The sequence below is a fragment of the Nannocystis pusilla genome, from assembly GCF_020073745.1.
Lineage (GTDB): Bacteria > Myxococcota_A > Polyangia > Nannocystales > Nannocystaceae > Nannocystis > Nannocystis radixulma.
The window spans coordinates 240,343-265,219 of record NZ_JAIRAU010000059.1 but is presented as its reverse complement, the minus strand read 5'-3'; the positions used below and the strand labels follow the sequence as shown (position 1 = coordinate 265,219).

Sequence of the window (24,877 nt, the reverse complement as noted above, 5' to 3'; positions counted from 1 at the left end):
TCGGCGGAGGATGCGGGTGAAATGCCAACATGCGTATCGGTCTGTCTCTCCCCTGTCGCCTCGCCCTGTTCGGACTCGTGCTCCTGCCCGCCTGCGGCGACGACGGCACCGCGACGACCGACGGGACCAGCGAGACGACCGACACGACGGGGACCACGACCGAGGACGACCCGACCACCTCGACCACCGCGCCGACGACCTCGACCACCGATCCGACGAGCACGACCACGTCGACGACGATGGGACCGACGACCGAGCCGGTCACCAGCTCGACCACGACGACCACGGGCCCCGACACCGACACCGACACCGACACGACCACCGGCGAGCCCGCGGCGCTGTGCGAGCGCCTCGGCGGCGAGCCGGGCATCGGCGAGCTGGTGACCGGCGCGCTCGCGGTCATCCTCGCCGACGACAAGATCAACGGCTACTTCCTCAACAACGACGTCGACGGCAACCACCTCGGCGAGTGCCTCGTCAAGCAGCTCGGCGCCGTCGCCGGCTGCCCCGGCGTCGAGTACGACTGCCAGGACATGACGGCCGCGCACGCCGGCCTCGGCATCAGCGCCAACGACTTCATGGACTTCGCGGTCGACTTCTCGACCGCGCTCGACGCCCACCAGGCCGCCCACCCCGACCTCACCGACGACGACAAGACCGGGCTCATCGCCACCCTCGGCACCCTCGCGCCCGAGATCGTCGAGGACGCCACCAGCGACGCCACCGTCTATCAACGCGTCGCCCGCAAGCCCGGCATCAAGGCGCTGATCGGCGCGCCCGATCAGGCCGGCTCGTTCGTCGCCAACGTCGCCGAGGACGCCGCGATCAACACCTTCTTCGCCGCCAGCGACTTCGAGCGCCTCAACACCTGTCTCACGCGCCAGGTCGCCGGCATCGACGGCCCGACCAAATACGGCGCCGAGGTCGACGCCCCGGCCGGCGTCGACCCGGGCGTCGGCGCGGCCAACCCGTGCAGGTCGATGGCCGACGTGCACACCGGCCTGCAGGACGCCGACCAGACCGGCATCGACATCAACGACTTCGCGGCGCTGGTCGCCGACCTCGTCACCGCGATGGACACCGCCGGGGTCGCGCAGGCCGATCAGGAGGCGATCCTCGGCGTGCTCGGATCGATGTGCCCCGACATCGTCGCGCCCGAGTTCAAGAACCAGTGCCCGACCGCCAACGGAGCGGTGACCGTCGAGGCCGCCGGCCTGCCCCTGCCGATCGTCGACGATCTGTACGACGGCTCGCTCGGCAGCATGACCTGCGCCGAGCTCGAGGTCCCCGACGACGGCATCAACTTCGTCGTCGGCGTCGAGACCACGATCGCCGCCGACCACACCGCCGTCGGCGACCTCGTGATCAAGGTCGAGAGCCCCGACGGCACCGTCACCACGATCCTCAGCCGCCCCGGCCTCGTCGAGGCCACGGACGGCCAGGGCGAGTGCTGCGGCGACGACTCCAACATCAGCAAGGCCTCCCCGCTGCTGTTCAAGAACGGCGCGGCCAACGACGCCGAGCAGATGGGCGTCGCCGTGGTCGACAGCACCGACACCGTGTGCGAGGACGAAAATCCCGCGATCGTCTGCGAGTGGGCGCCGAACCCCGGCGCCGCTCCCGGCAACGACCTCGGCGACTTCCTCGGCCTCGCCGCCAACGGCACCTGGCGCGTGTGCGTCGGCGACGCCAGCGGCGGCGACTCCGGCGGGCTGCACGGCGTCAGCCTGACCGTCCACAAGGTCCAGTTCGACCCGACGCCCTGAGCTCGGCCGCCAGCGCGACCAGCTGCGCCGCGACCTCCGCGATCGTGCAGGTCCCGGTGTGCAGCGTCGCGTCGGCGAGCGCGCGGTTCGACGGGTGCTCCACGTACTCGGCCAGCCGCGCCGCGCTCACCGGCCGCCCCTGCGCCGCCAGCCGCCCCGCCAGGATCGCCACCGCCGCGGCCGGCTCGGCGCACGGCAGCAGCAGCACCACGAGCGCCCGCGACAGCGCCGCCCGGACCGCCGCGCGCAGGTCGAGGTGCTCGTAGATCGAGTGCCCCGCGCCGAAATCGACGATCGCGTCATCACCTGCCCTTTCGACCATGTCGATGGCCGCCCGCGCCTTGGCCTGCTCGAGCGCCCGCGCCGCCGTCGCCTCGCCGTGCGCCGAAGTCAGGCGCTCGCGCACCGCCATCAAGTAGGCCCTCCGTAGCGACGGCAGCACGTCGCCGTCGGGCCCGACCAGCGCCACCGGCTCGACCGCCGCGATCGCCGGCTGCCGGCGCAGCTGCGCCACCCAGCCGGCGTCGATCTCGATCCGAGCACCACATGTCCTTTTGGACATCTCATCGGCCACGCTGGTCTTGCCCGCCCCCGGCGGTCCGATCAGCACCAGCGGGCCCGGGCGCTCAGCCACCGCGGTCGTGCTCCGCGAGCGCGCGCCGGCCGTCCGCCAGCACCTGCGCCGTCCAGTCGAGGAACGCCGCGACGAAGATCGCCCCGTCGGCGTCGGTCTGCACGTGGGCCGCGATCTCGCGCTGCCCCGCCGCCATGCGCTCGACGTTGCGGCGCAGCAGCCCGGCCAGGTAGGCGCGCATCGCCGGATCTGTCTCTCCGGCCAGCATCGCCAGGTCGAGCGCGGTCACGTGCATGAACGAGTACTGGGCGTGGAACACCGCCGACATCGGCCGCTTGCGGTCGGTGCGGATCGGGCTGACGAACAGCTGGTCGACGGGGTTGGTGATGAGCCGTCCGCTCCCCTCGAGCTCGAGCCCGAGCGCGAACAACTTGTTGTGGGCAAGCTCGTGGACCAGCGCCTGGGCCGTCGCGGCCGGATCGTAGGTCGTCACCCACAGCACCCCGAACTGCGAGCTCTGCGAGGTGCTGGCCGATCCGCGCAGCTCGGGCCAGCGTGCCGTCGGTCGGGCCGCCGGGACCATCGGGCTCAGCGTGTGCACGATCTGCGGCAGCTGCCGCGCCGCCGCCGGCCAGCGTCGCAGCAGCGCCAGCGCCTGCTCGAGCCCGGGATCGGCGAGCGGCCCGTGCTCGTAGTCGGGAGCCCGCGGGCAGCGCTCGCCGACGTGACGCACCGCGACGCGACCCTCGCACACGCGCACCTCCGCGGCCGCCAGCGCCTGCGCGCGCGCCTGCTCGCGCCCGGGGAAGCGCGCATCGGCGAGGCGCAGGATCACCGCGGTGTCGTGGCCGTCGTCCTGCGGCGCCACCAGCCGCTCCCACGCGATCGGGGGCGCCGCGGCCGGCGATTCATCTGTCCTTTCGGACAGCACCGGAAGACGCCGGCGCGCCGCGTGCTCGAGGCCGCGGAGGTGCCGCGGCGCGTCGCTCATCAGGCGCCGCGGGGGCGCCCGGAACGGCGCCCGGTTCCCCTGCGCCGCGGTCTCGGGCCAGGCTGCGCCCGCGCGCACGAACGCGTGGCGCTGCGGCGAGTCCTCGCTGTCGTGGCACAGCTTGAACACGGGCGTCTTGACCTCGGCGATCCCGTGCAGCGCGCTCCAGCGGATCGGCCACGCCAGCGCCGCCGTGAGCCACTCCGCCGCCTCGGCGTCGCGCGCTCGCAGCCCCTCGAGTCGTTCCTGCGCAGCCGCCAGGCTGGCCGCGCAGCCCGGCGAGCAGGCCGCGTGTTCGAGCACGCGCAGACCCAGGCGGCCCAGCAGCGGCGACAGCAGCGGCTCGCACACCAGCTCCGACTCGCCGACCGGCGGCCGCCATCGCCACACCGGATCGCGCAGCTCCTCCGCGCCCGCGCAGCACCGGGGGATCGCGGCCGGCGGCAGCTCGACCAGCGCGCGGCGGACCCGCTCGAGCCGCGGCAGCCACAGCCGCCGCGCCGCCTCGCTCACCCACGACAGCCGCACGAATCGCATGTCTCCTGGAACATGCTCCTTCGCACCTGTTCCATTCGCCACCACGTCGCGCACCACCGACTCGACCGTCGGGTTGTCGCCGCGGGCCCAGGCCGCCAGCATCCCGGCCTCGACGCGCGCGCGCAGCGGGTGGAGCGACAGCGGCAGCTCGCCGGCCGCGCGCAGCTCGTCCTCCGCGTCGACGAACAGCCGCTTGTGGACCTCGCAGTGCTCGCTGCGGTTGCGCCAGTCGCCGTCGATCGCCGTGCCCGGGCAGTGGCCCTTGCACATCAGGAAGAACCGGCAGTCCTTGCAGCCGCCGTCGCGCTGGGGCGTGCGGTGGAGCGCGACGTAGCGCTCGTACCCGGCGCGGTCGGCCTTGGTGAAGTCGACCCCGTCCTTGTTGGTGCGGCCGCAGTTGCTGCTCTGGCCGTCGCCCTCGACCCCGCTGACGGCCGCGGTCGTGTAGCTGTCGCAGGCCCGGAACACGCAGCCGGCGCGGGCGTCGCGGCCGCGCAGCATCTGCTTCATGTCGGTGAACACGTCGAGCTTCAGCGCCGGCACGCGCCGCTCGAGCGCGGCGAACGAGCGCAGCGCCGCGACGTTCTCGTCGGCGTCGAGCGCGTAGCGGGCCCCGACCGCGGGGTCGTCGACCTCGAGCGTGTGCAGCCGGGCCGCGCGCAGGCCCCGGGCCGCCAGGTCGGCCAGCCACGCGTGCATGCGCGGCAGCTTGTCGGCGGTCGCGTTGCCGCGGTGGAGCGTGACGATGAGGCTCACCGGCAGCCCCTCGGCGAGCAGGCGGGCGATCGCCGACTCTGTCTTTTGGGTCAGCTCGCGGGTGCGCGCCAGCGTGCCGGCCCAGCGGGCGTCGTTGAGCTCGCCGGGCCCGTCGATCGACACGCCGACGCGGACCTTGTAGCGCTTGAACGCGGCCACGTGCTCGTCGCCGATCAACGTGCCGTTGGTCTGCACCGTGTTGCCGCCGTGGCGTTCGAGCCCGAACGCCCACAGCCGCTCGAGGTCCGCCAGCGGGACCAGCAGCGCCTCGCCGCCGAACAGCGAGAACGGCCGCGGGTCGGCCGCGAGCACCCGCAGGATCGCCGGCACGTCGTAGCGGCGGGCGACGTTGCCGGCGTCGCGCTGGGGGTTCTGATAGCAGTACTGGCAACCGATGTTGCAGCGCACCCCCAGCGGTCTGACTTCGATGCCCATGGCTCAGTAGTCGTCGATGTGGCCGATGACCGGCACGTCGACGTGGTCGACGTGCGGCAGCGGGATGTCGACGTGCGGGATCCAGCCGCCGCCGAAGATGTCGCCCATCACGTCGGCGACCTCGTTCGCGGCGTAGCCGGCCCCGCTCAGCGCCGCGTTGACGGCGGTGTCGGTGTAGCCGCCGACGTCCTTGAGGAACTTGCCGACCTCCTCGGCCGACTTGTTGAAGGTGTTCTTGAGGATCTTGGCCGCCTCGTCGGCGCCGACGTTGAGGTACTTGACCGCCTGCTCCGCGGTGGTGCCGAACGTGTTCACCAGGCCCCTGGCGATGTCGGCGTTCTTGGCCCCGACGTCCTGGAAGAACTTCGCCGCCTCCTGCGCGACCGCGGTGACGTTCTCCTTGACCCACTTGAACGCGGTCTCGCCGGCGGCCTTGAGCGTCTCGAGCACCGGCCCGAGGATCTGGCTCTTGAACCACTTGGCGAACTCGTTCGCCAGGTCCTCGGCGGTCTTGAACGGCAGCGACACCTGCACCGGGCCGATGAACTTGTCCTCGTACAGGATCTTGAACGAGAACCCGACCCCCTGGGTGAACGCCGTCTTCGAGATCGTCGTCGCCACCTGGCAGCCGACGGTCAGCCCGACCGAGCGGCCGGCGATGTCGACGCTGACGCCGATGGTCGGCCCGTAGCGCAGGTCGAACACGCCGTCCTTGAGCTTGAGCTTGGCCTGGGCGTAGATGCCCATGTTGCCGGCCTGGAGGTCGAACGAGAAGCCCGAGGTGTACATCTCGGCCTTGATCGACTGCTTGTACAGCCCGCCGACCAGCACGATCTGGCCGTCGATCGACCCGCCCTGGCGCGCCGCCGTGAACTCGACGTCGACCGCGGCGCCGCCGCTGCCGGCGACGTCGGTGATCGACAGGAAGTCGATGCCGCCGGCGCTCAGCTTGATCGGATCGATCTTGCCCTTGAGCGCGCCGCCGCTGCCGTAGTCGACCTTGCCCTGCAGCTCGGCCTTCCAGCCCCACAGGTTGACCTTGCCGCCGAGCTCGAGGCCGGGGTCGTAGGCCTTGCCGGCGATCGTCCCGCCGTTGGGCGCGATGTGGATCAGCAGGTCCTTGATCGACACGTCGATCAACTTGCTGGCGTCGATCGCGTCGCTGGTGAGCGCGCCGATGAGGCGCGGGATGTCGAGGCCCTCGGGGCTCTCGATGCGGAGGATCGAGTTCTGCGGGGTGCCCGGGTCGATGAGCAGCCCGATCTCGCCGCCGAGCAGGCCGTCGCCGATGTGGATCCCGCCGCGCGCGCCGACGGCGACGAACGGGAACGACGCCGTCGCGCTCAGCTGCACGCCGAAGCCGGTGATCGTGATGCCCTTGAAGCCGAACGGGTTCCTCCACGCGCCGTCGGCCGCGTCGAGGGCGCCCCACACCGTCACCTTGCCGCCCTGCCCGATCTCCCCCTCGATGCCGCCGCGCAGCTTGAGCTCCTCGTTGCCGATGTCGAGGTCGAAGGTCGCCGTCAGCCCCGCGGCCACGCTCGCGGTCTGACGGTCGACGTCGACCGCGAGGCTGCGGAACACCACCGCCGGGGTCCCGAGCGCGACGTTCAGCAGCAGCTCGGCCTGCACGCGGAACAGCAGCTGCGGGCCGCGCTTGGAGGCGATCGACAGCACCACCGTGCGCGAGTCGAGGCCGAGCGCCGGGAAGGTCGCCTGCAGCGCGCGGAACGGCTGGAACGTGTCGCCCTTGACCGTCGTGAACAGGGTGATGCCGTCGACGTAGTCGCCGAGGTCGTCGTCGCTGCCCTCGCCGTTGGCGACCACCACCACGCTCTTCGAGTAGACCTCCACGAACGGCATCACGACCGCGTCGACGACGCTCCACAGCTCGCCGGGCAGCTTCGGCTTGACCTCCTTGAGCATCAGGTCGTCGAGGCCGCTCGGGGTGGCGAACTTGAACACGTAGCCGAGGGGGTCGGTCTTCGAGACCGTGATCTCGAGCGGGTTCACCGAGGTGCGGAACGGCGCGCTGATGGTCGCCGCGCCCTTGTAGGCGATCGACTTGTTGAACACCGACGCCGTGATCTGGCCGGTGAACTGGATCGGCAGCGTGAACGGCAGCGAGAACAGATCGAACGAGACCTCGCCGAGCTGCTTGAGGCGCGCCAGGTCGGGCTGCGGGTCGAGCGTCGGCGTCTCCGGCTTCGGCGCCTCCGGCTTCGGCGTCTCCGGCCTCGGCGTCGGAGCGGCGATCACCGCCTTGGCCACGACCAGGCTCGACGTCTTGTCGTTGAAGTTGCCGACGTTGCTGGTGTCGGCCGTGTAGCTGATGCTGCGCCCGCGGAAGCCCGAGTTCTCGTAGAGCGTCACGCTGAGGCCCTTGGGCACGCGCACCGAGCTGAGGCTCTCGTCGGCGATGCCGAGCTGGCTGGCCTCGTAGCGGCCGACCGGCAGCACCTGGCTCTTGCCCTTGAAATCGACGTCGGTGAACACGGTGACGCCGACGACCGCGGGCGGCAGCGACACCTTCTCCACCTTCACGCTCGAAGTCTTGTCGTTGAAGCTGCCGAGCGTGGTCGCGTGGGTGGTGAGCACCAGCTTGCGCCCGGCGAAGCCCGGCTGGTCGTACAGCGACACCTGCAAGCCCTTCGGCACCTTGACCGAGCTGATCGCGCCCTTGAACTGCAGCGCCGCCGCGTCGTACCGGCCCTCGGGGAGCCGCTGCTCGCGGCCGCCGAAGTGGTCGGCCTCGTACAGCGCCACGCCGGACCACGCCTCGCCCCGCTCGACGATCACGCTCGAGATCTTGTCGCTCAGCTGCCCGATGTTGGCGCTGTCGGCCGTGAACGCGACCGAGGTCCCGCGCGCCTCGGCGTCGGCGAACAGGGCGACGCGCCAGCCCGGCGGCACCTTGACCGAGCTGATGGTGTCGTCGCCCACGGCCAGACCCGCGAGGTTGTGGTGGCCGACGCCGAGGGTCACGGCCTTGCCGCCGAAGTTGACGTCGACGTACAGCGTCACGCCGGTGGGCACCCGCGCCGGCGGCTTCTCGCGCACCTCGATGCTCGACGTCTTGTCGTTGAAGTCGCCGACGTTGCTGGTGTCGGCCGCGAACACGACCTTGCGCCCGCCGAACTTCGCGTCCTCGTAGAGGATCGCCTCCATCCCCGCCGGCACCTTGAGCGAGCTCAAGGCGTCGTTGCCGATGCTCAGCTGTTTGACATCGTAGCGGCCGACCGTGAGCACCTGGCTCTTCCCGGCGAAATTGACGTTCTCGAAGACCGTGACCTCGCGACCCATGGCTACCCCCTGCCCGAAACGAGGCCCGACCGTAGCAAAGCCGGCCGATTCGCAACATGCCCGCAAGGACATGTGATTGCACGACAACGCGCCTACGTCGCCGCGACGAGCGGTCGCGCGAGCGCGAGGAACTGCGCGCCGAGCCGCGACCACCCGTGAGCGTCTGCCTCTGCAGCGGCGCAGGCGAGCTCGTGGCGGGCCCGCGCGGCCAGGGTGTCGGCGGCGGCGCGATCACCGTTCGAGCCGGCGAGGACGAGGTTCACCGCGCCGCGTCGGGCGTCGTCGGCGACGTCGTCGAGGTCGTCGACGATCCGCCAGGCGACGAACAATCGCTCGAGCGCGCCGACGAGGACGTCCCGCGCCGCGAGCCCGCCCGCGCGCCAGGCACAGAGGCCCGGCACGATCAGCCACGTCGCCATCTCGCCGCGCGCGCCGACCAGCGCGGCTTCGAGCTCGATGGCACCGCGCGCGCGATCGACCGCGGCGAAGTGGCGATCGATCTGCAGCGACGCGAACGCCTCGGCGCCGGCGAGGCCCGCGGCCAGGCGGGCGATCGATCCCTCGAAGCGCGACCAGGCGCGCGTGCGCAGCTGCAGCAGCGCCGGCTCGCAGCGGAGCTGGCCGTCGCACAGGTGATCGTCGAGCAGGTGCAGCAGCAGCGCCAGCGACTGCCCGAGCCCGGCCTCGGCGGCCAGCTCGGCCCCGAGCGCCTCGCCGAACAGAAGGAGGTACGACCACAACGGCGGCGGGAACTTGCGCAGGACCGCCGCGGGCCCGCGCCCGCGCGCCTCGGCGTCGAGGAACGCCGTCGCCCCCGCGCGCAGCGGCGCCGGCATGCTCGCCACGACGCTCACGAGCGACTCGCCGAGCCGCCCGCGCAGCTCGATCTCCGCGGATGTCAACTCGACGCGGCCGAACTGCCAGCGACGTGCGGGTCCGGCCGGGGTCACGACATTCGCCGGCACGTCTCCCGCGGCCCCCGAGAGGAATCCCGCCCGGAGATCTCCGCTGGCCGCGGCCGCCCGCGAGATCGCGTCGGCGGCCAATGCATCGCCTGCCCCTTCGGCCATCTCCTTGAGTTCGTCGCCCGCGATCGAGATCGCGGCAGCGACGAATTCACCGCCTGTCCCTTCGGACATCTCTCCCGGCTCCGCCCCGTCGTAACGCCCGGGGGCGAGGATGTCGGCCGGGTCGAGCGCGCGCCGGATCTTGGCCAGGGTCGCGGCGTACACCGGATCGGTCCCGCGGGACAGGTGCATCGACGGCAGGCCGAGGCGGTACGGCAGCAGGCCGCGGGCCGCCAGCCCGCGCAGCACCGCGTCGTGGCAGGCGAGCGCGCGCGCGTCCTCGCCGGCGCGCCGGCGGTCGAACAGCAGCGCCAGCACCACGTGGATCACCCGCGGCTCGGCCCACTGCACGCTGACGGCCGGATCGAAGCCGTGCGCGAGCACCTGGTCTTCGAGCCAGGCGATCGTCGCCGCCAGCTCGGCTCCGCGGGCCGGGACCACCGGCGCGCACCACAACAGCCCGCACTCGTCGGCCAGCGGGTCCGGCAGCGCCGGCGGCTCGCCGCGCGCCCAGTACAGCCGCGCCAGCGCGCCGGCGCCGGCCAGCGCCTCGGGTTCGCCGCGGCTGCGGGCGGACAGCCCGTCGACATGTCCCTTCAGACATGCCTCCACCAGCGCCAGCGTCGCCGCCCCGACCGCCGCGTCGGGCCCGTCGATCACGAGCTGCCCGAGCCAGCGCGCGCGCGGGCCGGCCGGGTTGTGGCGGTCGACCGCGGCCTGGCTCAGCGCCTGGCCTTCGGGACAGTCGGGCCGCCGCCCGGCCAGCGTCAGCAGGCGGCGGTCGTTGTACAGCGAGATCGTGTGCGGCAGCGCGTCGGCCAGCTTGAGCGGGCGCAGGGCGTCGATCACGGCGGCCAGCCGCTCGCGGCGATCGAGGGTGAAGCGCAGCGCCTGCGACCACGCCGGCCGCGGGGTCAGCCACAGCGTCGCGCGCGCGACCACGCCGAGGCGTGACTGAAAGAACATGCCGTCGAGGCCAGGTCCGAGCCCGAACCGCGACAGGCCGCGGCAGCGGGCCGCCGGCTCGCGGTCGAAGCCGGTGCGCAGCAGCGAGCCGTCGGCGAGGACGACGTGGAGCCCGCACAGGCGATCCGCGCGGGTGCCGTGGCGTCCGCGGCCGATCCCGCGCTCGAGGCCGTTGGCGAGCACGCTCGCGTCGGGCGGGGCGCCGGTGCGCGCGATCGTGAAGCCGGATCCGCGCAGGCGCTCGCCCAGCGCCGCGAACGTGACCCCCGGCTCGATCGAGACCGTCCCGAGATCGAGGTCGAGAGCGGCGATCGCGTCGAGGCGGGCGAGGTCGAGGATCGCCGCGCCGTCGCGGGTCGGCACGCGCGATCCGTAGCCGAGGTTGCGCCCGCGGCTGCTCGGATACACCGGCACGCCCGCCGCCGCCGCCGCGCGCACGCACGCCTGCAGCTCCGCGAGCGTCCCAGGCCGGACGATGCACGAGGGCGCGTGCGTGGTCGAGAACGTCGCGCGCGCGGCGGCGCGACGGGCCGCCGGGTCGGCCAGCACGTGCGCGTCCCCGACGATCGATCGCCAGGCCGCCAGCGCTCGCCACAGCTCGCCCACGCCGCGCATGCTAACGCACCTGCGCGGGCTTGACGGGCGCGACGTGGCCCGCTGTCCTGGGAGCATGCTCTCTCTGCGCTCGCGCCTCGACCTCGCGCCCCTGTTCGCCGCCCTCGGATGGATCGCCGCCTGCGGACCGAGCAAGGGCGAGACCGACTCGACCGGCGAGCCCACCACCGACACGAGCGCGAGCACGAGCGGCACGACCGCGACCACGAGCGGCACGACCGCGACCACGAACGGCACCGCACCGACGAGCAGCACCGCACCGACGACCGGCGATCCCGCCGCGTGCGCCGGCGAGCTCGCCGAATTGATGCAGGGTCACGTCGACCCGCCCGTGCCCTCGGGCCTCGTGCGCTGCGACGACGGCGTCATCCACCGGGTCGAGAAGCGCGAGTGCCTGGTCCCGGCCGTGCCCTCGAACTGCCCGGCCGACGCCTCGCCGGACGGGTGCCTCAGCAGCGACGACTGCACCGAGAAGCCGTTCGGCTCGTGCCAGCGGATCATCGAATTCGGCGGCGTGGCCGCGACCGACACCGACACCGGCGGCGGCGGCAGCGACGTGCTGTGCACGTGCGAGTACGGCTGCAGCACCGACGCCGACTGCCCCGAAGGACAGATCTGCCGCTGCGCCGGCCCGGAGCTCGGCAACACGGCCCGCTGCATCCCCGCGGGGTGCACGGTCGACAGCGACTGCCCGGGCGAGATGTGCGGCGTCGCCGGTGCCGTGTGCTCCGACGGCTTGATCGAGGCCCTCTGCACCTCGCCGATGGACGGGTGCGACAGCGAGACCGACTGCAACGGCGACATGTGCGTCATCGAAGAGGGCAAGTTCACCTGCAACACCTGGGCGTGCGGCCGCCCCTTCATCGTCGACGCAGCCCCGGTCACCGCGCCCGCGGTCGCGCGCGACGACTGGCGCGCCCTCGTCGCCGCGCCTGCCGCCGCGCCCGCGCTGCGAGCCCGCCTGCGCGCCCACTGGACCGCGATCGCCCTGGCCGAGCACGCCTCCGTGGCCTCGTTCGCCGGCTTCGTCCTGCAGCTGCTGGCCGTCGGCGCCCCGCCTGCCCTGGTGAGCGACGCCCAGCGGGCGCTCGCCGACGAGGTCGAGCACGCGCGGATCGCCTTCGCCCTCGCCAGCCTGTATGAAGGGACAGGTGTCGGCCCGGGCACCCTGCCGATCGGCGCCCCGGCGATCGCCGGCGACGTCGACGCCATCGTGGCCGCCGTGATCGCCGAGGCCTGCGTCGCCGAGACGCTCGCCGGTCTGGAGCTGCGCGAGGCCGCCGCGCAGGCCGAGGACCCGGCCCTGGCGCGTCTCCTGGCGCGGATCGCCGCCGACGAGCAGCGCCACGCCGAGCTGGGCTGGCGCTTCGTCCAGTGGGCCCTCGGCGAGGCCGGCGCCGATCGCCGGCGAGCGGAGGCCGCCTTCGCCGCGGCCCTGGCCGGCGCCGAGGCTGCCGTTCGGGACATGTCCGATCGGCCCGGTGACCCGGAGCTGCGCGGCCACGGCGTCGTCGACGACCCGCTGCGCGCCGCCGTGTGGCGCCGCGGGCTCGACGGCCTGGTCCGCCCCGCCGCCGCCAAGCTGTGCGCCGCCTGAACGAATCACGTCACCGCGGGTCCGCCATCGATTCACCACACCGCTCGCGTCGGCGCGCGCCGGTTTGCACGGGACGCCTCACGCAGTCCGCCGGTGCGGCTCGCGAGCCCGCGCACTCCGCGATGACCTCACCGCCTCGGCGTCTCGCCCGATTCACAGGATTTCCGAGCGCCGTCGTCGTCGCCGACCTCCTACGCCAGGTCGTGGTACAGGGCCTTTCCCAGGTGCCTGCCTGCGGTGGTCTGTGCTCCGCCCCGGAATCACCCATGACGCTAATTTGATACGTTGCTGTGCTTGTCGGCACATGCCGCTCGCTCTCATGATGGGGGCTCGAGGAGGAGGAGCAATGCCGGAGCCCGACGGCCCTAAAGATCGAGGTGAGCACCAGCGTCCGAGCCGGAGCGCCGAGGAACGCGAGCGCGAGCACAGGAGGAACAGACGCTATCAAGACGAGTATGACGAGCGCGACGAGCAAGAGGACGAGCGAATGCGAGAGCGGCGCAACCCCGATCAAGACGACCAGTGGTAGCTCTCGGAACCCGAACAGCAGTAAACCCGCCTGCAGCGGGTCGTCCGGCGATCCTCGCGACGATCCTCGGACCTCGATCGATATCGATCGAGACGTCGCGCCGCGAGTCGTCGTCAGGCCCGGCCGTGGAGGCCTCGTCGCCATGCACCGGCCTGGTCCTGCTCCGCTGCCTTGTAGTCGGTCGTCAGCCACAGGCCGAAGAGGATGACGCCGGTGGCCACGAAGAAGTTGCGGGCCACGGGGGTGTCCCCGAAGCGGCCGAGCCAGGGCAGCGCGATCAACGCCACAGAGGACACGAGCTCGATTCCGCCGTGGACGGGGAACGGGATCACGCGCAACACCCCGAGGGGATAACGGGTCAGGAGGGAGAGCAACAGGATCGCGCCGCCGAACGCGAACGAGCTGAGCTGCGCCACGCGGCTGACGAAGCCGAACCAGAACGGCGCGACGATGAAGAGCCCGGCGAACAGATAGTCGAGGACGCCGTGCACACGAGGGGGGACGAATCTCATGGGATGCTCCAGTCTGGTCCTGTCGAGACCTCGAGACGCGGGTTGCGGGCACCGCCGCCAATTCGTCGAGCACCTGGCGCGCGCAGTGCTCGCCTTATCGGTGAATTGATGATGAGTCAGATCCCACCGCCAACAAGGGGAGATAACGGCAAAATTTCCTCAAGAGTGGCCACGCGAGGGCAATCCCCAGGGCGCGGGCCCGATGATCCGGGCTCACGGTCGCCCGACCATCCCGAGCGTGATGGCGCCGACGCACGGCGGGAAATCGTCTGGGCCAGGCCGAGCGCCGCGTTCACGCGGGCGCGTGAGGTCGCCGGCAGGGACCTGCTCGCCTCGCTCGCCGAGGCCCTCGGCCACTCCGAACTCGCGGCCGAACGCCGCCGGGCGCTCGCGCACGAGAACTTGCACGCAGCCTCGGTCAGCCGCTGCTCAAGGCCACGCTGAGGTCGCGGCGCGCGGCGAGCTCGAGCACGCATTGGCGCGCTGACACGGCTCTGATCACCGCGTGCCGCCGGCGCGCTATGAATCGCGGGCCGTCCACCGCTCGACCCATTCGACGATACGTCGGACGTAGTCGGTGCGGTGGGACGGCGAGCCCTGCTCCGCGAGATGGTGGTCACCTCCGGGGTAGCGCACGAACTCGACCGGCGCCTTGCCGGCGCGGACGAGCGTGGCGAACACCTCTTCCTCCGTCCGACGGACAGCCCGACGCCCTTCCTGCAACAACTCGGCCGCGGTCTGCGGCGCAGCTACGGCAAGGAGGCCTGTACCGTCCTGGACTTCGTCGGCCGCCACCGCGCCGAGTTCCGCTTCGATCGCCGCTTCCAGGCCCTCCTGGGCGGTACCCGCCGCGACCTCGTGCAGCAGATCGAGCGCGGCTTCCCGTTCCTCCCCGCCGGCTGCCACATGGAGCTCGATCCGATCGCCGCCGAGATTGTCCTGATCCGCCGCAGCTCGGAGGGACGACCGAGCGAGAGCGCCGACAATTGCGAATGCTCGACGCGGCCATGACCGATCAGGTCATCGACAGATCCACGACACTCGCGGAGGCATGTCGCCTTCTATGGCAACACCCGCAGGTCCTGGCCGAACTGCGCGAGCTGCTCGCGGTGCTCGCCGATCGCGTCGAGCACCTGCACCACCGCCACGATACGCACCCGGACGTCCCGCTCCAGGTCCATGCCCGATACACACGCATCGAGCTCCTCGCGGCCTTCGGGATCGGCGCCGCGGCCAAAGTCAGTCCCTGGCAGACAGGTGTCTATTGGGCGAGCCACGAGTCCGAGACGCCGATGGCCGTCACGTGGCGCCTGCACTACCCGCTACCCGGCGACTTGTTCACGGCCTTCGCCGCAGCCGTTGCATGAAGCCGAGCGCGGGCATTTCGCATCACTCGACGGCGGCCTGGTGGCGGACGAGTCGGGTGTAGGCGCCGTTGCGGGCGAGCAGCTCGTGGTGCGTGCCGCTCTCGACGACGCGGCCGGCGTCGAGGACGAAGATCCGGTCGGCCTTGCGGATCGTGCTGAGGCGATGGGCGATGACGAAGCAGGTCCGCGAGCGCATGAGGACCTCGAGGGCTCGCTGGACGATCGCCTCGCTCTCGGCGTCGAGCGAGCTGGTCGCCTCGTCGAGGATGAGGATCCGCGGGTCCTTGAGGATCGCCCGGGCGATCGAGAGCCGCTGGCGCTGGCCGCCCGAGAGGTTGACGCCGCGCTCGCCGAGCCGCGTGTCGTAGCCGTGGCTGAAGCCGGTGATGAACTCGTGGGCGTGGGCTGCCCGCGCGGCCGCCTCGACCTCCTCGTCGGTCGCGCCCGGGCGGCCGTAGGCGATGTTCTCGCGGACGGTGCCGGTGAAGATGAACGACTCCTGTTGCACGATGCCGATCGCGGCGCGCAGCGCGGTCAGTGAGTAGTCGCGGACGTCGATCCCGTCGATCAGCAGGCCGCCGGAGGTGACGTCGTAGAGGCGCGGCAGCAGCGACAGCAGCGTCGTCTTGCCGGCGCCGGACGGGCCGACGACGGCGATCAGCTCGCCGGGCCAGGCCTCGAGCGTGACGCGGTCGAGCACGCACGGCGCGTCGTCGGCGGCGGCGCTCGTGGTGCCGGCCTCGCGGTCGTCGTCGAGGCGTACGCGCGTCTCGTCGCTGTCCTGGCTGTAGCGGAAGCTGACGGCTTCGAAGCGGACGTGGCCGCGCCGCGGCGCGACCGCGTGCGGCCGGGCCGGCTCGACGACGCTCGGCTGGATCTCGAGCACGCGGAACACGCGGCGGATCGCCGAGATGCTGGTCTGATAGACGATGTTGAGCTCGGCGAAGCGGCGCACCGGGCCGAACATGATGAGGAGGTAGCCGAGGAAGCGGGTCAGCGTGCCCGCGGTCATCTCGCCGTGGAGCGCGAGCCAGCCGCCGTAGCCGACGACGAGGGTGGTGCCGATGTGGACGAGGACCTCGCCGAACGAGGCGACGAGGTGACCCTCGTGGCTCTGCGCGACCACGAACCCGTGATGGCGCGCGACCTCCTCGGCGAAGCGCTCGGCCTCCCGCTGCTCGGCGGTGTAGGTCTTGACGAGCGCCTGGCCCGAGAGCTGCTCGACGAGGTTGCCGGAGATCCGGGTCAGCTGGCCCTGCATGCGCTCGCTGGCCCGCTGGACCCGCGGGTTCATCACCGCGAACACGAGGCCGTAGAACGGGAACAGGACCAGGCACGCGAGCGTCAGCTTCCAGCTGATCGAGAGCAGCAGCGCGACCGCGATCACCAGCTGCACGGCGTCGAGGGCGGCGACGATGAGGCCCATGTAGATCAGCGAGGCCGCCTCGTGGACGTCGTGGACGACCCGGGCGAGGATCGCCCCGGTGCGCTCGCGGGTGAAGAAGAGGAGGCTGAGCTTCTGCAGGTGGTCGAACAGCTCGCGGCGGATGTCGGCGACGATCCCGTAGCCGAGGCAGATGTTGAAGTGGCCGCGGCCGTAGACGACGAGGGCGTGACCGACGGCGGTCAGCGCGGCGAGCTCGGTCAGCCGGAGCAGCGCCGCCACGCGCGCCGCGAGCGGAAAGTTCGGGTCGGGCGGCGCGACGATCACGTCGACGGCCGTGCCGATGATCCACGGGTACACGAACGACAGGGCGAAGCCCAGCACGCCGAAGCAGACCGTCAACGCGGCGTAATTGCGGTGCGGCCCGACGTATCCCAGCAGCCGGAGCAGCGGCGAGCAGCTCCGCCGCGCCGCGCGGACATCGGAGGCGGGGGGGGTGCGGCTATGCGGCCCGCCGGCCGCCGTGAGGAGATGAGTCGCCATGTCGGCCCTGTGCGACGAGCCTCGTGGGCCCGACACGTGGCCGCCACCGACGCCCGGAGAGCGACCGGCGCGCGGCCCGAAGGGTCTGCGGGTACCGGCAGCGGACAGCCGGGCCCCGGGCGCCGAGATGCGCCGGGTACTTCATCGCGTCATGCATGCGGGGGTTGCAGCACGTCGAGCGTGCACCGGATGTCTCGCCGTCGCAACACGGGAGACCGCCGCCCCGGGCGCTCCAGGAACAACCGCCTGTCACGATGCTCTCCCTCCGGGCCGATTCGTAGCACTCGGGCGGCGATCCGCAAGCGGACGCGCCACCGACCCTCGTCGCGCCGCGACATGTGAATGAGGGCGCGGCTCGCGTCGACCCGCCGTGATGCTCATGCCATTTTGTCAAATGGTGCCACCGGTGAGGCGCGCCCCGCGAGGCGAATCATTGTACAGCTCGCCGGACCCGCGCGACGGCCCCTGCCGCAGGGGCCCGAATCGCACGTGCGCAGTACATCGAATCGGCGCCTCACTGCACCACGATCGTGAACTCGATGCGCCGGTTCCTCGCCCGGCCCGCCGCGGTGCGGTTGGTGTCGAGCGGCTCGTCGGGGCCGGCCCCGCGGGTGGTCATGCGGGCGCCGTCGATGCCGTGCTCGACGAGGTAGCGGCGGACCGACTCGGCGCGGCGGCGCGAGAGGTCGCGGTTGTACTCGAGGCCGCCTGTGCTGTCGGTGTGGCCGGAGATCTCGATGCGGATCGATCCGTACTTGGCGAGCACGCTCACGGCGCGATCGAGCACCGGGCGCGACCGCGGCTTGATCGTGTCCCTGTCGAGGTCGAAGTAGATGCCGCGGATCACGCCGTGGAAGACGTCGTCCGGGAGCTCGTCGGGGCAGCCGTCGGCGTCCTCGAAGCCGTTGAGGGTCTCGGGCCGGTCGACGCAGCGGTCGACGTCGTCGAGGATGCCGTCGCCGTCGCTGTCGGGGATCGGGCAGCCGTGCGGGGCGACGCCGGGGACGTCGGGGCAGCGGTCCTGGCTGTCCAAAAAGCCATCTCCGTCGCGGTCGCGCTCGGGGCACCCGTCCGGCGCGATCCCGGGGACGTCGGGGCAGGCGTCCTGGCTGTCCAAAAAGCCATCTCCGTCGCGGTCGCGCTCGGGGCACCCGTCCGGCGCGGTCCCGGGCTCGAACGGGCAGGCGTCGCTTCGGTCGAGGAAGCCGTCGCCGTCGCTGTCCCTGTCGGGCCGCTTCGCCGGGGCCTTGCGCCCGAGCAGCGCCGACACGCCGAGCTGGATCTCCGGATAGCTGACCGCGCCCGCGTCGACGCGACGACGCGCGGCGACGACGTCGCGCACGTCGAGGCGGAGCAGCGCGCGGTGCGAGAGGAACACCTTGAGGCCGCCGCCGAAGTGGACCGACGGATCGATGTCCCGCCCGAGCGCGCCGCCGGTGCCGAGGCCGCCGCCGCCGACCAGCGCGAACGGGGCGACGCGCCACAACGGGAGCTGAGCGATCAGGTTGCCGCGGAAGTTGAAGAGGACGGCGCGATCGGCCGGGTACCCGTCGACGAGCGTGCGCGTCGGCATGGCCGCGGCCTCGACCTCGCCGCCGAGGAAGGCGAGCGGATAAAAGCCGATCCGTCCGCCGAACTGCGGGGCCGCGACGCGGTAGGGTTTAAAGAACTGCGCGCCCGGATCGCCGTCTTGCAGCGAGGCGAGCTGGCGGTGCGGGTCGAACAGCTCGTGCGCGCCGCCGCCGGTGAAGAACACGCCCGCGAAGGCGCCGATCTCGACGGTGTTGCGCTCGGGCCGGCAGCGGCGGATCCACGGCACGTCGCGCGCGTCCTGGCAGCGAGCGGCGGCGGCTCCGGCCGCCGGTGCGGCGGGGGTGGGCGTGGTCACGGCCGCGGCGGGTGCCGGGGCGGCGCCCGCGATCGTGGTGTTTTGGACATGTCCCGCAGGACCTGAACTCATGGACAGCGAATGGCGAGCGCCGGCGCCGGCGGGCAGAGCGGCGACGAGCGCGGCGGCGAGCAGGCCGGGGGAGCGACGCGGAGCGGTGGCGTGGGGCATGGCGGCCGGTGAAGTACCGACCCCCCGCGAGTCGATCGGCGGCGTGGCGACGATCGTTCGCGGACGAACTCGCGCGGCTCAGGAACGCCGGGGTACGGCGCCGCTCGGCGACGGCGGTGCGCGACGCGTCGCGCATGCCGAGACGAGCGGATCGACCCGCGGCTCATCGCGGCCTCCTCGCGGGGTCGCGCCGGGCCGCGACGGCGACGCGTCCGAGCGCCCAGGGCAGCAGGCGGGCGATGTTCCGCGCGTCGTCGATGCCGCGGTGGTGCGTGCCGGTCGGGGCCAGGCCGACGCGGCGCAGCGCGCCGTGGGTGCCGAGCTCGCGGGCCTCGCCGGCCGCGCGCGCGAACGCCTCCTTGAGGTTGAGGTGGCGCGGACCGAGCGGCGCGCGGATGCCGGCCCGCCGGGCGTCGCGCTCGAGCTGGTTGCGGTCGTAGCCGCCCCACGAGCAGAACAGGGCGCCCTGCCCGAACGCGGCGAGCTTCGGCGCGACGAAGCGGAACGTCGGCGCGCGGGCGACATCGGCCTGGGTGATGGTGGTGAGCTGGGTGCAGAACGGGGTCAGCCGCGGATGGACGACCGGGCGGACGAAGCTCTGGAACTCGTCGATCGGCTCCAGCGTGGCGCCGTCGACGAGGACGGCGCCGATCTCGATGATCTCCGTGTCCTCGCGCGGCAGGGCGTGGTGCTCGTCGCAGGTCGCCTCGAGGTCGACGACGAGGTAGCGGGTGGTGGGTTCAGACATGGTCGTGGGGGCTCGCTGGTGGCAAGGCTTCCTTTCGCGGGCAGGTATAGTGCGGGCGTGGCAGACGAGAGCGGACAAGATCCCGGACACGCCGCCGGCTTCACGTGGGGCGACCTGCTGGCGGCGCTGATCGAGGAGCACGGGACGCTGTCGGCCGTGGCGTGGCGCCTCGTCGAGCAGGCGCCCGGCGACGACGTGGCCTCGATCGAGCGCGCGCTGCGGCGGCTGCGACGGCGCGGTCAGCTCGACGGCGGGGTGTGGGGCCAGCGGCTGCTGCGTGTGTTCGGGGTGCCGGCGACGGTCGAGTCGCGGGTGCGCTGGATGGGCCTCTATCACAGCCCGTTCGGCGACCTGCCGCTGCCGCTGTGCCTCGATCAGCTGCGGCTGTGGGACCGCCCGCCGGTGTCGACCTCGCGCGCCCGCGTGTGGCTGCACCTCGGGCACGCCAGCTGCGCCCTGCGGGCCCGCGCGCTCGACGATGCCGCGATTCAATTGACGCGAGCCACGGCGGCGCTCGCCGGCCTCGCCGGCCACGACGACGCGCGCGTCGAGCTGGCGCTGATCGAGGCCTACGTGGCGAGCCAGCGCGGGGAGCCGGTGCTCGCGGCGCTGGCGGCCGCCGAGCGCACGCTGGCGAGCGGGACGCTGGCGGCCGCCGATGCGGCCTGCTTTCGCGCGCGCCTCGTCGATCAGCGGGCGTTTCAGCTCAACCGCGCCGGCGACCACGCGGCCGCGCTGGCGCTGTTCGAGTCGCTGCCCGCCGACGACGTGCACCCGTTCGCCAGCTACCGCCGCGACGCGGGGCGGGCGTTCGGCTGCTTGCGCGCCGGTCGCCGCGAGGAGGCGCTGGCCCTGGCGCGGCGAGCGTGCGAGCACGCGGGCGACGGCGGCTACACGCGGCTGCGCGCGATGGGCCTGCTGCTGGTGGCCCGCGTGCAGGACGGGCCCGCGGGCGCGACGGCCCGCGCCCGCGCCCGCGCGATCGCGCTGCGCCTCGACGACGGCGAGCTGCTCGCGCGCGTCGAGCGGCAGGAGCAGGCGTCGCGCGGCGCGTCGTGAGCGGCGGCGTCTCGTGCCGCGCGAGTCGCTGCGATCGTTCGCGCCGCTGACGACGCGGTCCTTAGCGCGAACAACGAGCGCGGGGAGGTTGCAAGACCCCGATCCCAACCCGACTCGAGCATCGCGGCATGGCGTCGTGCTGTCGTCCGTCGGAGCACGTCTCGGGCGCTGCCCAATCGGTAGATGCGTTCGCGTCAGCGCAGCTTGTGGCCGGTGCTCGTCTTCGCCTACGCTCCTCGCCATGTCGATCCCCCGTGCCCTCATCCTCGGGTTCCTGGCCGCGATCGTCTCGATCCTCGCCCTGTTCGCGGGCGAAGGTCTGCCGGAGGATTACTTCCTCATGCTGCTCGGCCTGCCCGTCGTCGCGCTCGCCACGGCGGGAGTGTTCGACTCGGGGACGACCGGCTGGGCGTGGCGCGTCGCCCGGGGCCTGGTCGGGACGGTGCTCGCGGGGCTCGCCGGGTTCATGGCGATCGGCCTTCTCACCGACAAGACGAACTGGTTCAAGATCACCGAGCCGCTCGTCGTCCTGGCCCTGGCCGCGTTCGCGGGGGCTTGCGGGGGCGTCGCGGCCTCGGCGGCGCGGCCGAGCCGTGGCTTCGCCTCGGCGATCGGCTTCATGCTCGGCTTCGTCGCCCTGCTGTCCCTGGCCGACACCCCTGACTACGGGTTCATGCTCGGCTTCGTGATCGTGCTCGGCCTCGGCGCGGCCATCGGCGCGCTGCTCGGCGCCTTCGCGCGCTGACGACTGGCAGATGGCGGCCAGCCGCAGCCACAGGGCCATGACCGCTCGGGCATGCCCTGGAAGACATGATGCGATAGACATGTCGTCATGGGCATGTTTTGATAGACATGCTCTCCCGAACATGTCCTGAACAGCGCCACGCGCCTCAGCCGTGGAGCCAGGCGGCCACGCTGTCGGCCTCCGGCGCGAAGCCTTCGCCGGCGGCGCGCAGGACGGCGAGCGCCTCGCGGGCGAGCGCGGCGGCCTCGTCGGGGCGGGCGTCGGCGAGCAGGCGGGCGCGCTCGAAGCGGAGGCGGGCGAGCGCGGGGAGGTCGGGGTCGCTGCAGCGGACGTAGATCGCGTCGGCGCGGGCCAGGTGCTCGAGCGCCGCCGCGGTGCGACCGGCGGCGGCCTCGGCGGCGGCGAGCACCGCGAGGACGACGGCGATCCGCGGGTTGTCCTCGGCGACGTCGGCGGTGAGGCGCTGCAGCGAGGCCTCGGCGGCGGCGACCGCCTCGTCGGCGCGGCCGAGCCGGCGCAGGGCGACGGCCTGGCGCTCGCGCGCCTGGGCGTGCACGGCGGCGAGGCGCGGGCCGGTCGCGGTGCGCCCGGCGACGGCGGTCGCCAGCGCGAGCGCGTCGTCGAGGCGGCCGAGGTCGAGCTGGATGTCGGCGAGGAGGATGTCGAGCTCCTGCCGGCGCGGGTGATCGTCGGCGACGACGCCGGCGAGCGCCCGGTCGGCCCGCGCGTGGTGGGCCAGCGCCGCCTCGCCGTCGCCGCGAAAAGCGGCCAGGCGCGCCCGCAGCGACTCGATGTTGCCGAGCGCCTGCGGGTCGCCACCGGTGGCCTGCAGCATGGCCTCGGCGGCGGCGAGGTGGTCGTGAAAGGCGCCGAAGCGGCGCTGCTCGAGCGCGAGCCAGGCCAGCTGCTGCTCGACGAAGGCGAGCGAGACGCGGTCGGGATCGAGGCGCGCGGCGGCGTCGTCGCGGACGGCCCGCAGGGTCGCGCCGGCGTCGTGGAAGCGGCGGTGCCTGAGCTGCGCGAGGCCGAGGTTGGCGCGCACGAGCAGGACGGTCGGGTGCTCGGCGCCGAACGCCGGGGTGCCCAGGGCCAGCGCCGACTGCAGGGCGTCGATCGCGGCGCCGGTGCGATCGAGGTCGTTGCGCAGGGTGCCGAGGTTGGCCAGCGTGTAGACCAGCTCGCCCGAGTCGGGGCCGAAGGCTTCGGTCTTGGCGGCCAGGGCGGCGACGAACAGCGCCTCGGCGCGGGCCCACTCGCCGGTGCCGAGCGCCGCGGCGCCCATGTTGTTGAGGTACTCGCCGCGAAGGCGGCCGTCGTCGCCGACGCGGTCGAGCAGCGGGAGGATGAGCTCCTCGTCGCGGGCGGCGTCGTCGCTGCGGCCGAAGCGGTAGCCGCGGACGAAGATCCGGCGGGCCAGCGCCTCGGTGGCGACGCGGTCGTGGCCGCTGCCCAGGCCGTCGCGGAAGGCGGCCGTGAGGGCCTCGTCGGCGGCCTCGGGGCGGTCGCCGAGGAGGGCGCGACCGCGGTAGAGCGCGAGCTCGGCGACGAACGGGCGGTGGGTCGAGGCGACGGCGTCGGCCGCGAGCTCGTCGGCGGCCGCGACGGCGCGCGCGAGCAGGCCGGTGGCCTCGAGCGCGCGCACGCGGGCGAGGCCGGCCTGGACGCGGGCGACGATCGGGGCGAGCTGCGGATCGTCGGGCGGGCGCAGCGGGTCGGCGAGCAGCGCCTCGAGGTCGCCGCACGGCTCGACCGGCGGGAGGGCGCTGTCGGCCAGGGCGGCCCGCTCGAGGGTCGCGGCGTCGGCGTGGACGAGCACGTCGGCGAGCGCGGCGAGGCTGGTGCGCCGCTGCTCGAGGCAGCGCATGCGCAGGTCGTACTGGGTGTCGGACTGACGGCCGGCGCGATGGGCCTCGCAGGTCTCGCGGTGCATCGCCGTCCACGCGGCGGCGTAGCGGGCGAGGTTGGGCTCGAGGTGGGCCCAGGTGGCGGCGGCGAACGGGAGGCCGGTGGCACGCAGGGCCGCGCCGAGCTGCTCGCGGCGCGCGTCGTCCCACACGCCGCGCAGCTCGGCGGCGCTGTCGGGGCAGGCGTCGGCCCAGGCGTCGGCGTAGAGGCCGCCCGCGAGGCCGAGGAGGCCGAGGCCGGCGCCGAACAGGCCGAGACGAATGCGACGGCGGCGCGCGACCGCGGGGTCGGCCGCGAGCGCGTCGAGCAGCGCCGCCATCGACGGCCAGCGCTGGGCCGGGTCGGCCGCGAGGCCGCGGACGACGGCGCGGCGCAGCCACGGCGGGACGGTCGCGCCGGGCGGGGCGGCGACGCGCCCGGCGGCCACCGCAGCGAGCAAGGCCTCGAGCGAGGTGGTGGGGAACGGCAGGACGCCGTGGAGCGCCTGGAAGACGGTGACGCAGTAGCTGAACTGGTCGCTGCGCTCGTCGCAGGGCTGCCCGGCGTGCTGCTCCGGGGCCATGTAGGCCGGCGTGCCGACGACCGCGCCGGCGCGCGTGAGCGGCTCGGCGAGCAGGCGGCGCCCGCTCGAGACGTCGCCCAGCGGCTCGACCGGCGTCGCCTCGGCGTTGGCGCGCGCGAGCCCGAAGTCGGCGACCTTGACGCTGCCGTCGGCGCCGACGAGCGTGTTGTGCGGCTTGTAGTCGCGATGGACGATGCCGGCGCGGTGGGCCGCCTCGAGCCCGCGCCCGGCCGCCAGCAGCACGGGCAGGACGTCCCGCCAGTCGCGGGCCCCGGCGCGCAGCCAGGCGTCGAGGCTCTGGCCGCGCACGAACTCCATGGCGATGAACAGCTGCGCGCCGAAGCTGCCGACCTCGAACACCGAGACGATGTTGGGGTGCGACAGCCGGGCCATCGCCTGGGCCTCGCGCAGCAGGCGGTCGTCGCCGCCGCCCGCGTGGCCGCCGGCGTGCAGCAGCTTGAGCGCGACCTTGCGGTCGAGCAGCTCGTCGTAAGCGGCGTAGACGACGCCCATGCCGCCCTCCCCGAGGCGGTCGATGACGGTGAAGCGACCGACCTTGACCGGCGCCGACGCGGGGCCGAACAGGCGCGAGGCCATCAGCGCCATCGCGATCGCGTCGTCGTCCGCAGGCAGGGGACAGGGCAGCGAGGCCCGCGAGCCGTCGACGCTCGGCGGGGGATCGCCCGCGAGCGTGCGCGCGAGCGCGTCGGGGGCGCTCTGGGACGCGGCTCCCGGAGGCTCCGCGGTCGGCGGACCGGGCATCGGCCGGATCGTACTTGCCTCCGCGCGCGCGACGGAAGAGCCGCGCAGGGCGCACGGGCCGGCGCGGCAGCGCCCGCGGCGAGGCCCGGGAAAAA

13 protein-coding genes and 1 pseudogene are annotated in these 24,877 nt (G+C 73.2%); 5 read left to right on the top strand and 9 right to left on the bottom strand.

The annotated features are described in order from the left end of the window. The first annotated feature begins 29 nt into the window (after positions 1-29). Positions 30-1,766 carry a hypothetical protein gene (locus K7C98_RS42555; RefSeq protein WP_224197695.1) on the top strand — a complete coding sequence of 579 codons (1,737 nt, stop codon included), beginning with the start codon at positions 30-32 and terminating at the stop codon, positions 1,764-1,766. On the opposite strand, the gene K7C98_RS42550 is transcribed toward K7C98_RS42555, so the two are convergent. The 4 genes from K7C98_RS42550 to K7C98_RS42535 form a co-directional block, all read right to left on the bottom strand. Beyond that, a complete protein-coding gene (locus K7C98_RS42550) occupies positions 1,723-2,400 on the bottom strand; it encodes an AAA family ATPase (RefSeq protein ID WP_224197694.1) in 678 nt (225 codons plus the stop codon). The two genes, K7C98_RS42555 and K7C98_RS42550, sit on opposite strands and share 44 nt — an antisense overlap. After that, entirely contained in the window at positions 2,393-5,059 is a 2,667-nt protein-coding gene (locus K7C98_RS42545; RefSeq protein ID WP_224197693.1) for an aKG-HExxH-type peptide beta-hydroxylase, read from the bottom strand. The genes K7C98_RS42550 and K7C98_RS42545 overlap by 8 nt, the downstream gene beginning before the upstream one ends. A 3-nt stretch (positions 5,060-5,062) precedes the next feature. Further along, complete coding sequence (locus K7C98_RS42540; protein ID WP_224197692.1) at positions 5,063-8,362, bottom strand: beta/gamma crystallin-related protein; 3,300 nt, start codon at positions 8,360-8,362, stop codon at positions 5,063-5,065. A 92-nt stretch (positions 8,363-8,454) separates the two neighbouring features. Next, positions 8,455-11,001, bottom strand: a complete 2,547-nt coding sequence (locus K7C98_RS42535; protein WP_224197691.1) for an FAD-binding protein — start codon at positions 10,999-11,001, stop codon at positions 8,455-8,457. A gap of 64 nt (positions 11,002-11,065) precedes the next feature. Here K7C98_RS42535 and K7C98_RS42530 point away from each other — a divergent pair, with 64 nt between their 5' ends. Continuing rightward, positions 11,066-12,607 (top strand): ferritin-like domain-containing protein, encoded by a 1,542-nt coding sequence (locus tag K7C98_RS42530; protein WP_224197690.1) that lies wholly within the window; start codon positions 11,066-11,068, stop codon positions 12,605-12,607. Positions 12,608-13,249: 642 nt separating this feature from the next. On the opposite strand, the gene K7C98_RS42525 is transcribed toward K7C98_RS42530, so the two are convergent. Then, a complete protein-coding gene (locus K7C98_RS42525; RefSeq protein WP_224197689.1) occupies positions 13,250-13,648 on the bottom strand; it encodes an SPW repeat domain-containing protein in 399 nt (132 codons plus the stop codon). A 681-nt stretch (positions 13,649-14,329) separates the two neighbouring features. Between K7C98_RS42525 and K7C98_RS45585 the strand changes: the two are divergent. Next, positions 14,330-15,015, top strand: a pseudogene (locus tag K7C98_RS45585) (hypothetical protein); the annotation flags it as partial. 22 nt (positions 15,016-15,037) lie between these two features. Here K7C98_RS45585 and K7C98_RS42510 read toward each other — a convergent pair. The 3 genes from K7C98_RS42510 to K7C98_RS42500 form a co-directional block, all read right to left on the bottom strand. Next, on the bottom strand, positions 15,038-16,942 hold the full coding sequence (locus tag K7C98_RS42510) for an ABC transporter ATP-binding protein (RefSeq protein WP_224197686.1): 1,905 nt from the start codon (positions 16,940-16,942) through the stop codon (positions 15,038-15,040). Positions 16,943-17,456: 514 nt separating this feature from the next. Continuing rightward, positions 17,457-19,001: an OmpA family protein gene (locus K7C98_RS42505; RefSeq protein ID WP_224197685.1), complete on the bottom strand. Its 1,545-nt coding sequence runs from the start codon at positions 18,999-19,001 to the stop codon at positions 17,457-17,459. A 163-nt stretch (positions 19,002-19,164) separates the two neighbouring features. Then, positions 19,165-19,749, bottom strand: a complete 585-nt coding sequence (locus tag K7C98_RS42500; protein WP_224197684.1) for a 3'-5' exonuclease — start codon at positions 19,747-19,749, stop codon at positions 19,165-19,167. Positions 19,750-19,806: 57 nt separating this feature from the next. On the opposite strand from K7C98_RS42500, the gene K7C98_RS42495 reads away from it, so the two are divergent. Next, positions 19,807-20,808 carry a hypothetical protein gene (locus tag K7C98_RS42495; RefSeq protein ID WP_224197683.1) on the top strand — a complete coding sequence of 334 codons (1,002 nt, stop codon included), beginning with the start codon at positions 19,807-19,809 and terminating at the stop codon, positions 20,806-20,808. Between the two features lie 241 nt (positions 20,809-21,049). Continuing rightward, a complete protein-coding gene (locus tag K7C98_RS42490) occupies positions 21,050-21,553 on the top strand; it encodes a hypothetical protein (RefSeq protein ID WP_224197682.1) in 504 nt (167 codons plus the stop codon). A gap of 145 nt (positions 21,554-21,698) precedes the next feature. On the opposite strand, the gene K7C98_RS42485 is transcribed toward K7C98_RS42490, so the two are convergent. After that, a complete protein-coding gene (locus K7C98_RS42485; RefSeq protein WP_224197681.1) occupies positions 21,699-24,782 on the bottom strand; it encodes a protein kinase domain-containing protein in 3,084 nt (1,027 codons plus the stop codon). Positions 24,783-24,877 lie beyond the last annotated feature (95 nt).

Excerpts from the sequence above, each read along its gene's own strand:
- K7C98_RS42530 (WP_224197690.1), top strand. The coding sequence starts at position 11,066 with ATGCTCTCTCTGCGCTCGCGCCTCGACCTCGCGCCCCTGTTCGCCGCC.
- K7C98_RS42555 (WP_224197695.1), top strand. The coding sequence starts at position 30 with ATGCGTATCGGTCTGTCTCTCCCCTGTCGCCTCGCCCTGTTCGGACTC.
- K7C98_RS42505 (WP_224197685.1), bottom strand. The coding sequence starts at position 19,001 with ATGCCCCACGCCACCGCTCCGCGTCGCTCCCCCGGCCTGCTCGCCGCC.
- K7C98_RS42485 (WP_224197681.1), bottom strand. The coding sequence starts at position 24,782 with ATGCCCGGTCCGCCGACCGCGGAGCCTCCGGGAGCCGCGTCCCAGAGC.
- K7C98_RS42540 (WP_224197692.1), bottom strand. The coding sequence starts at position 8,362 with ATGGGTCGCGAGGTCACGGTCTTCGAGAACGTCAATTTCGCCGGGAAG.
- K7C98_RS42490 (WP_224197682.1), top strand. The coding sequence starts at position 21,050 with ATGTCGATCCCCCGTGCCCTCATCCTCGGGTTCCTGGCCGCGATCGTC.
- K7C98_RS42525 (WP_224197689.1), bottom strand. The coding sequence starts at position 13,648 with ATGAGATTCGTCCCCCCTCGTGTGCACGGCGTCCTCGACTATCTGTTC.
- K7C98_RS42510 (WP_224197686.1), bottom strand. The coding sequence starts at position 16,942 with ATGGCGACTCATCTCCTCACGGCGGCCGGCGGGCCGCATAGCCGCACC.
- K7C98_RS42545 (WP_224197693.1), bottom strand. The coding sequence starts at position 5,059 with ATGGGCATCGAAGTCAGACCGCTGGGGGTGCGCTGCAACATCGGTTGC.
- K7C98_RS42500 (WP_224197684.1), bottom strand. The coding sequence starts at position 19,749 with ATGTCTGAACCCACCACCCGCTACCTCGTCGTCGACCTCGAGGCGACC.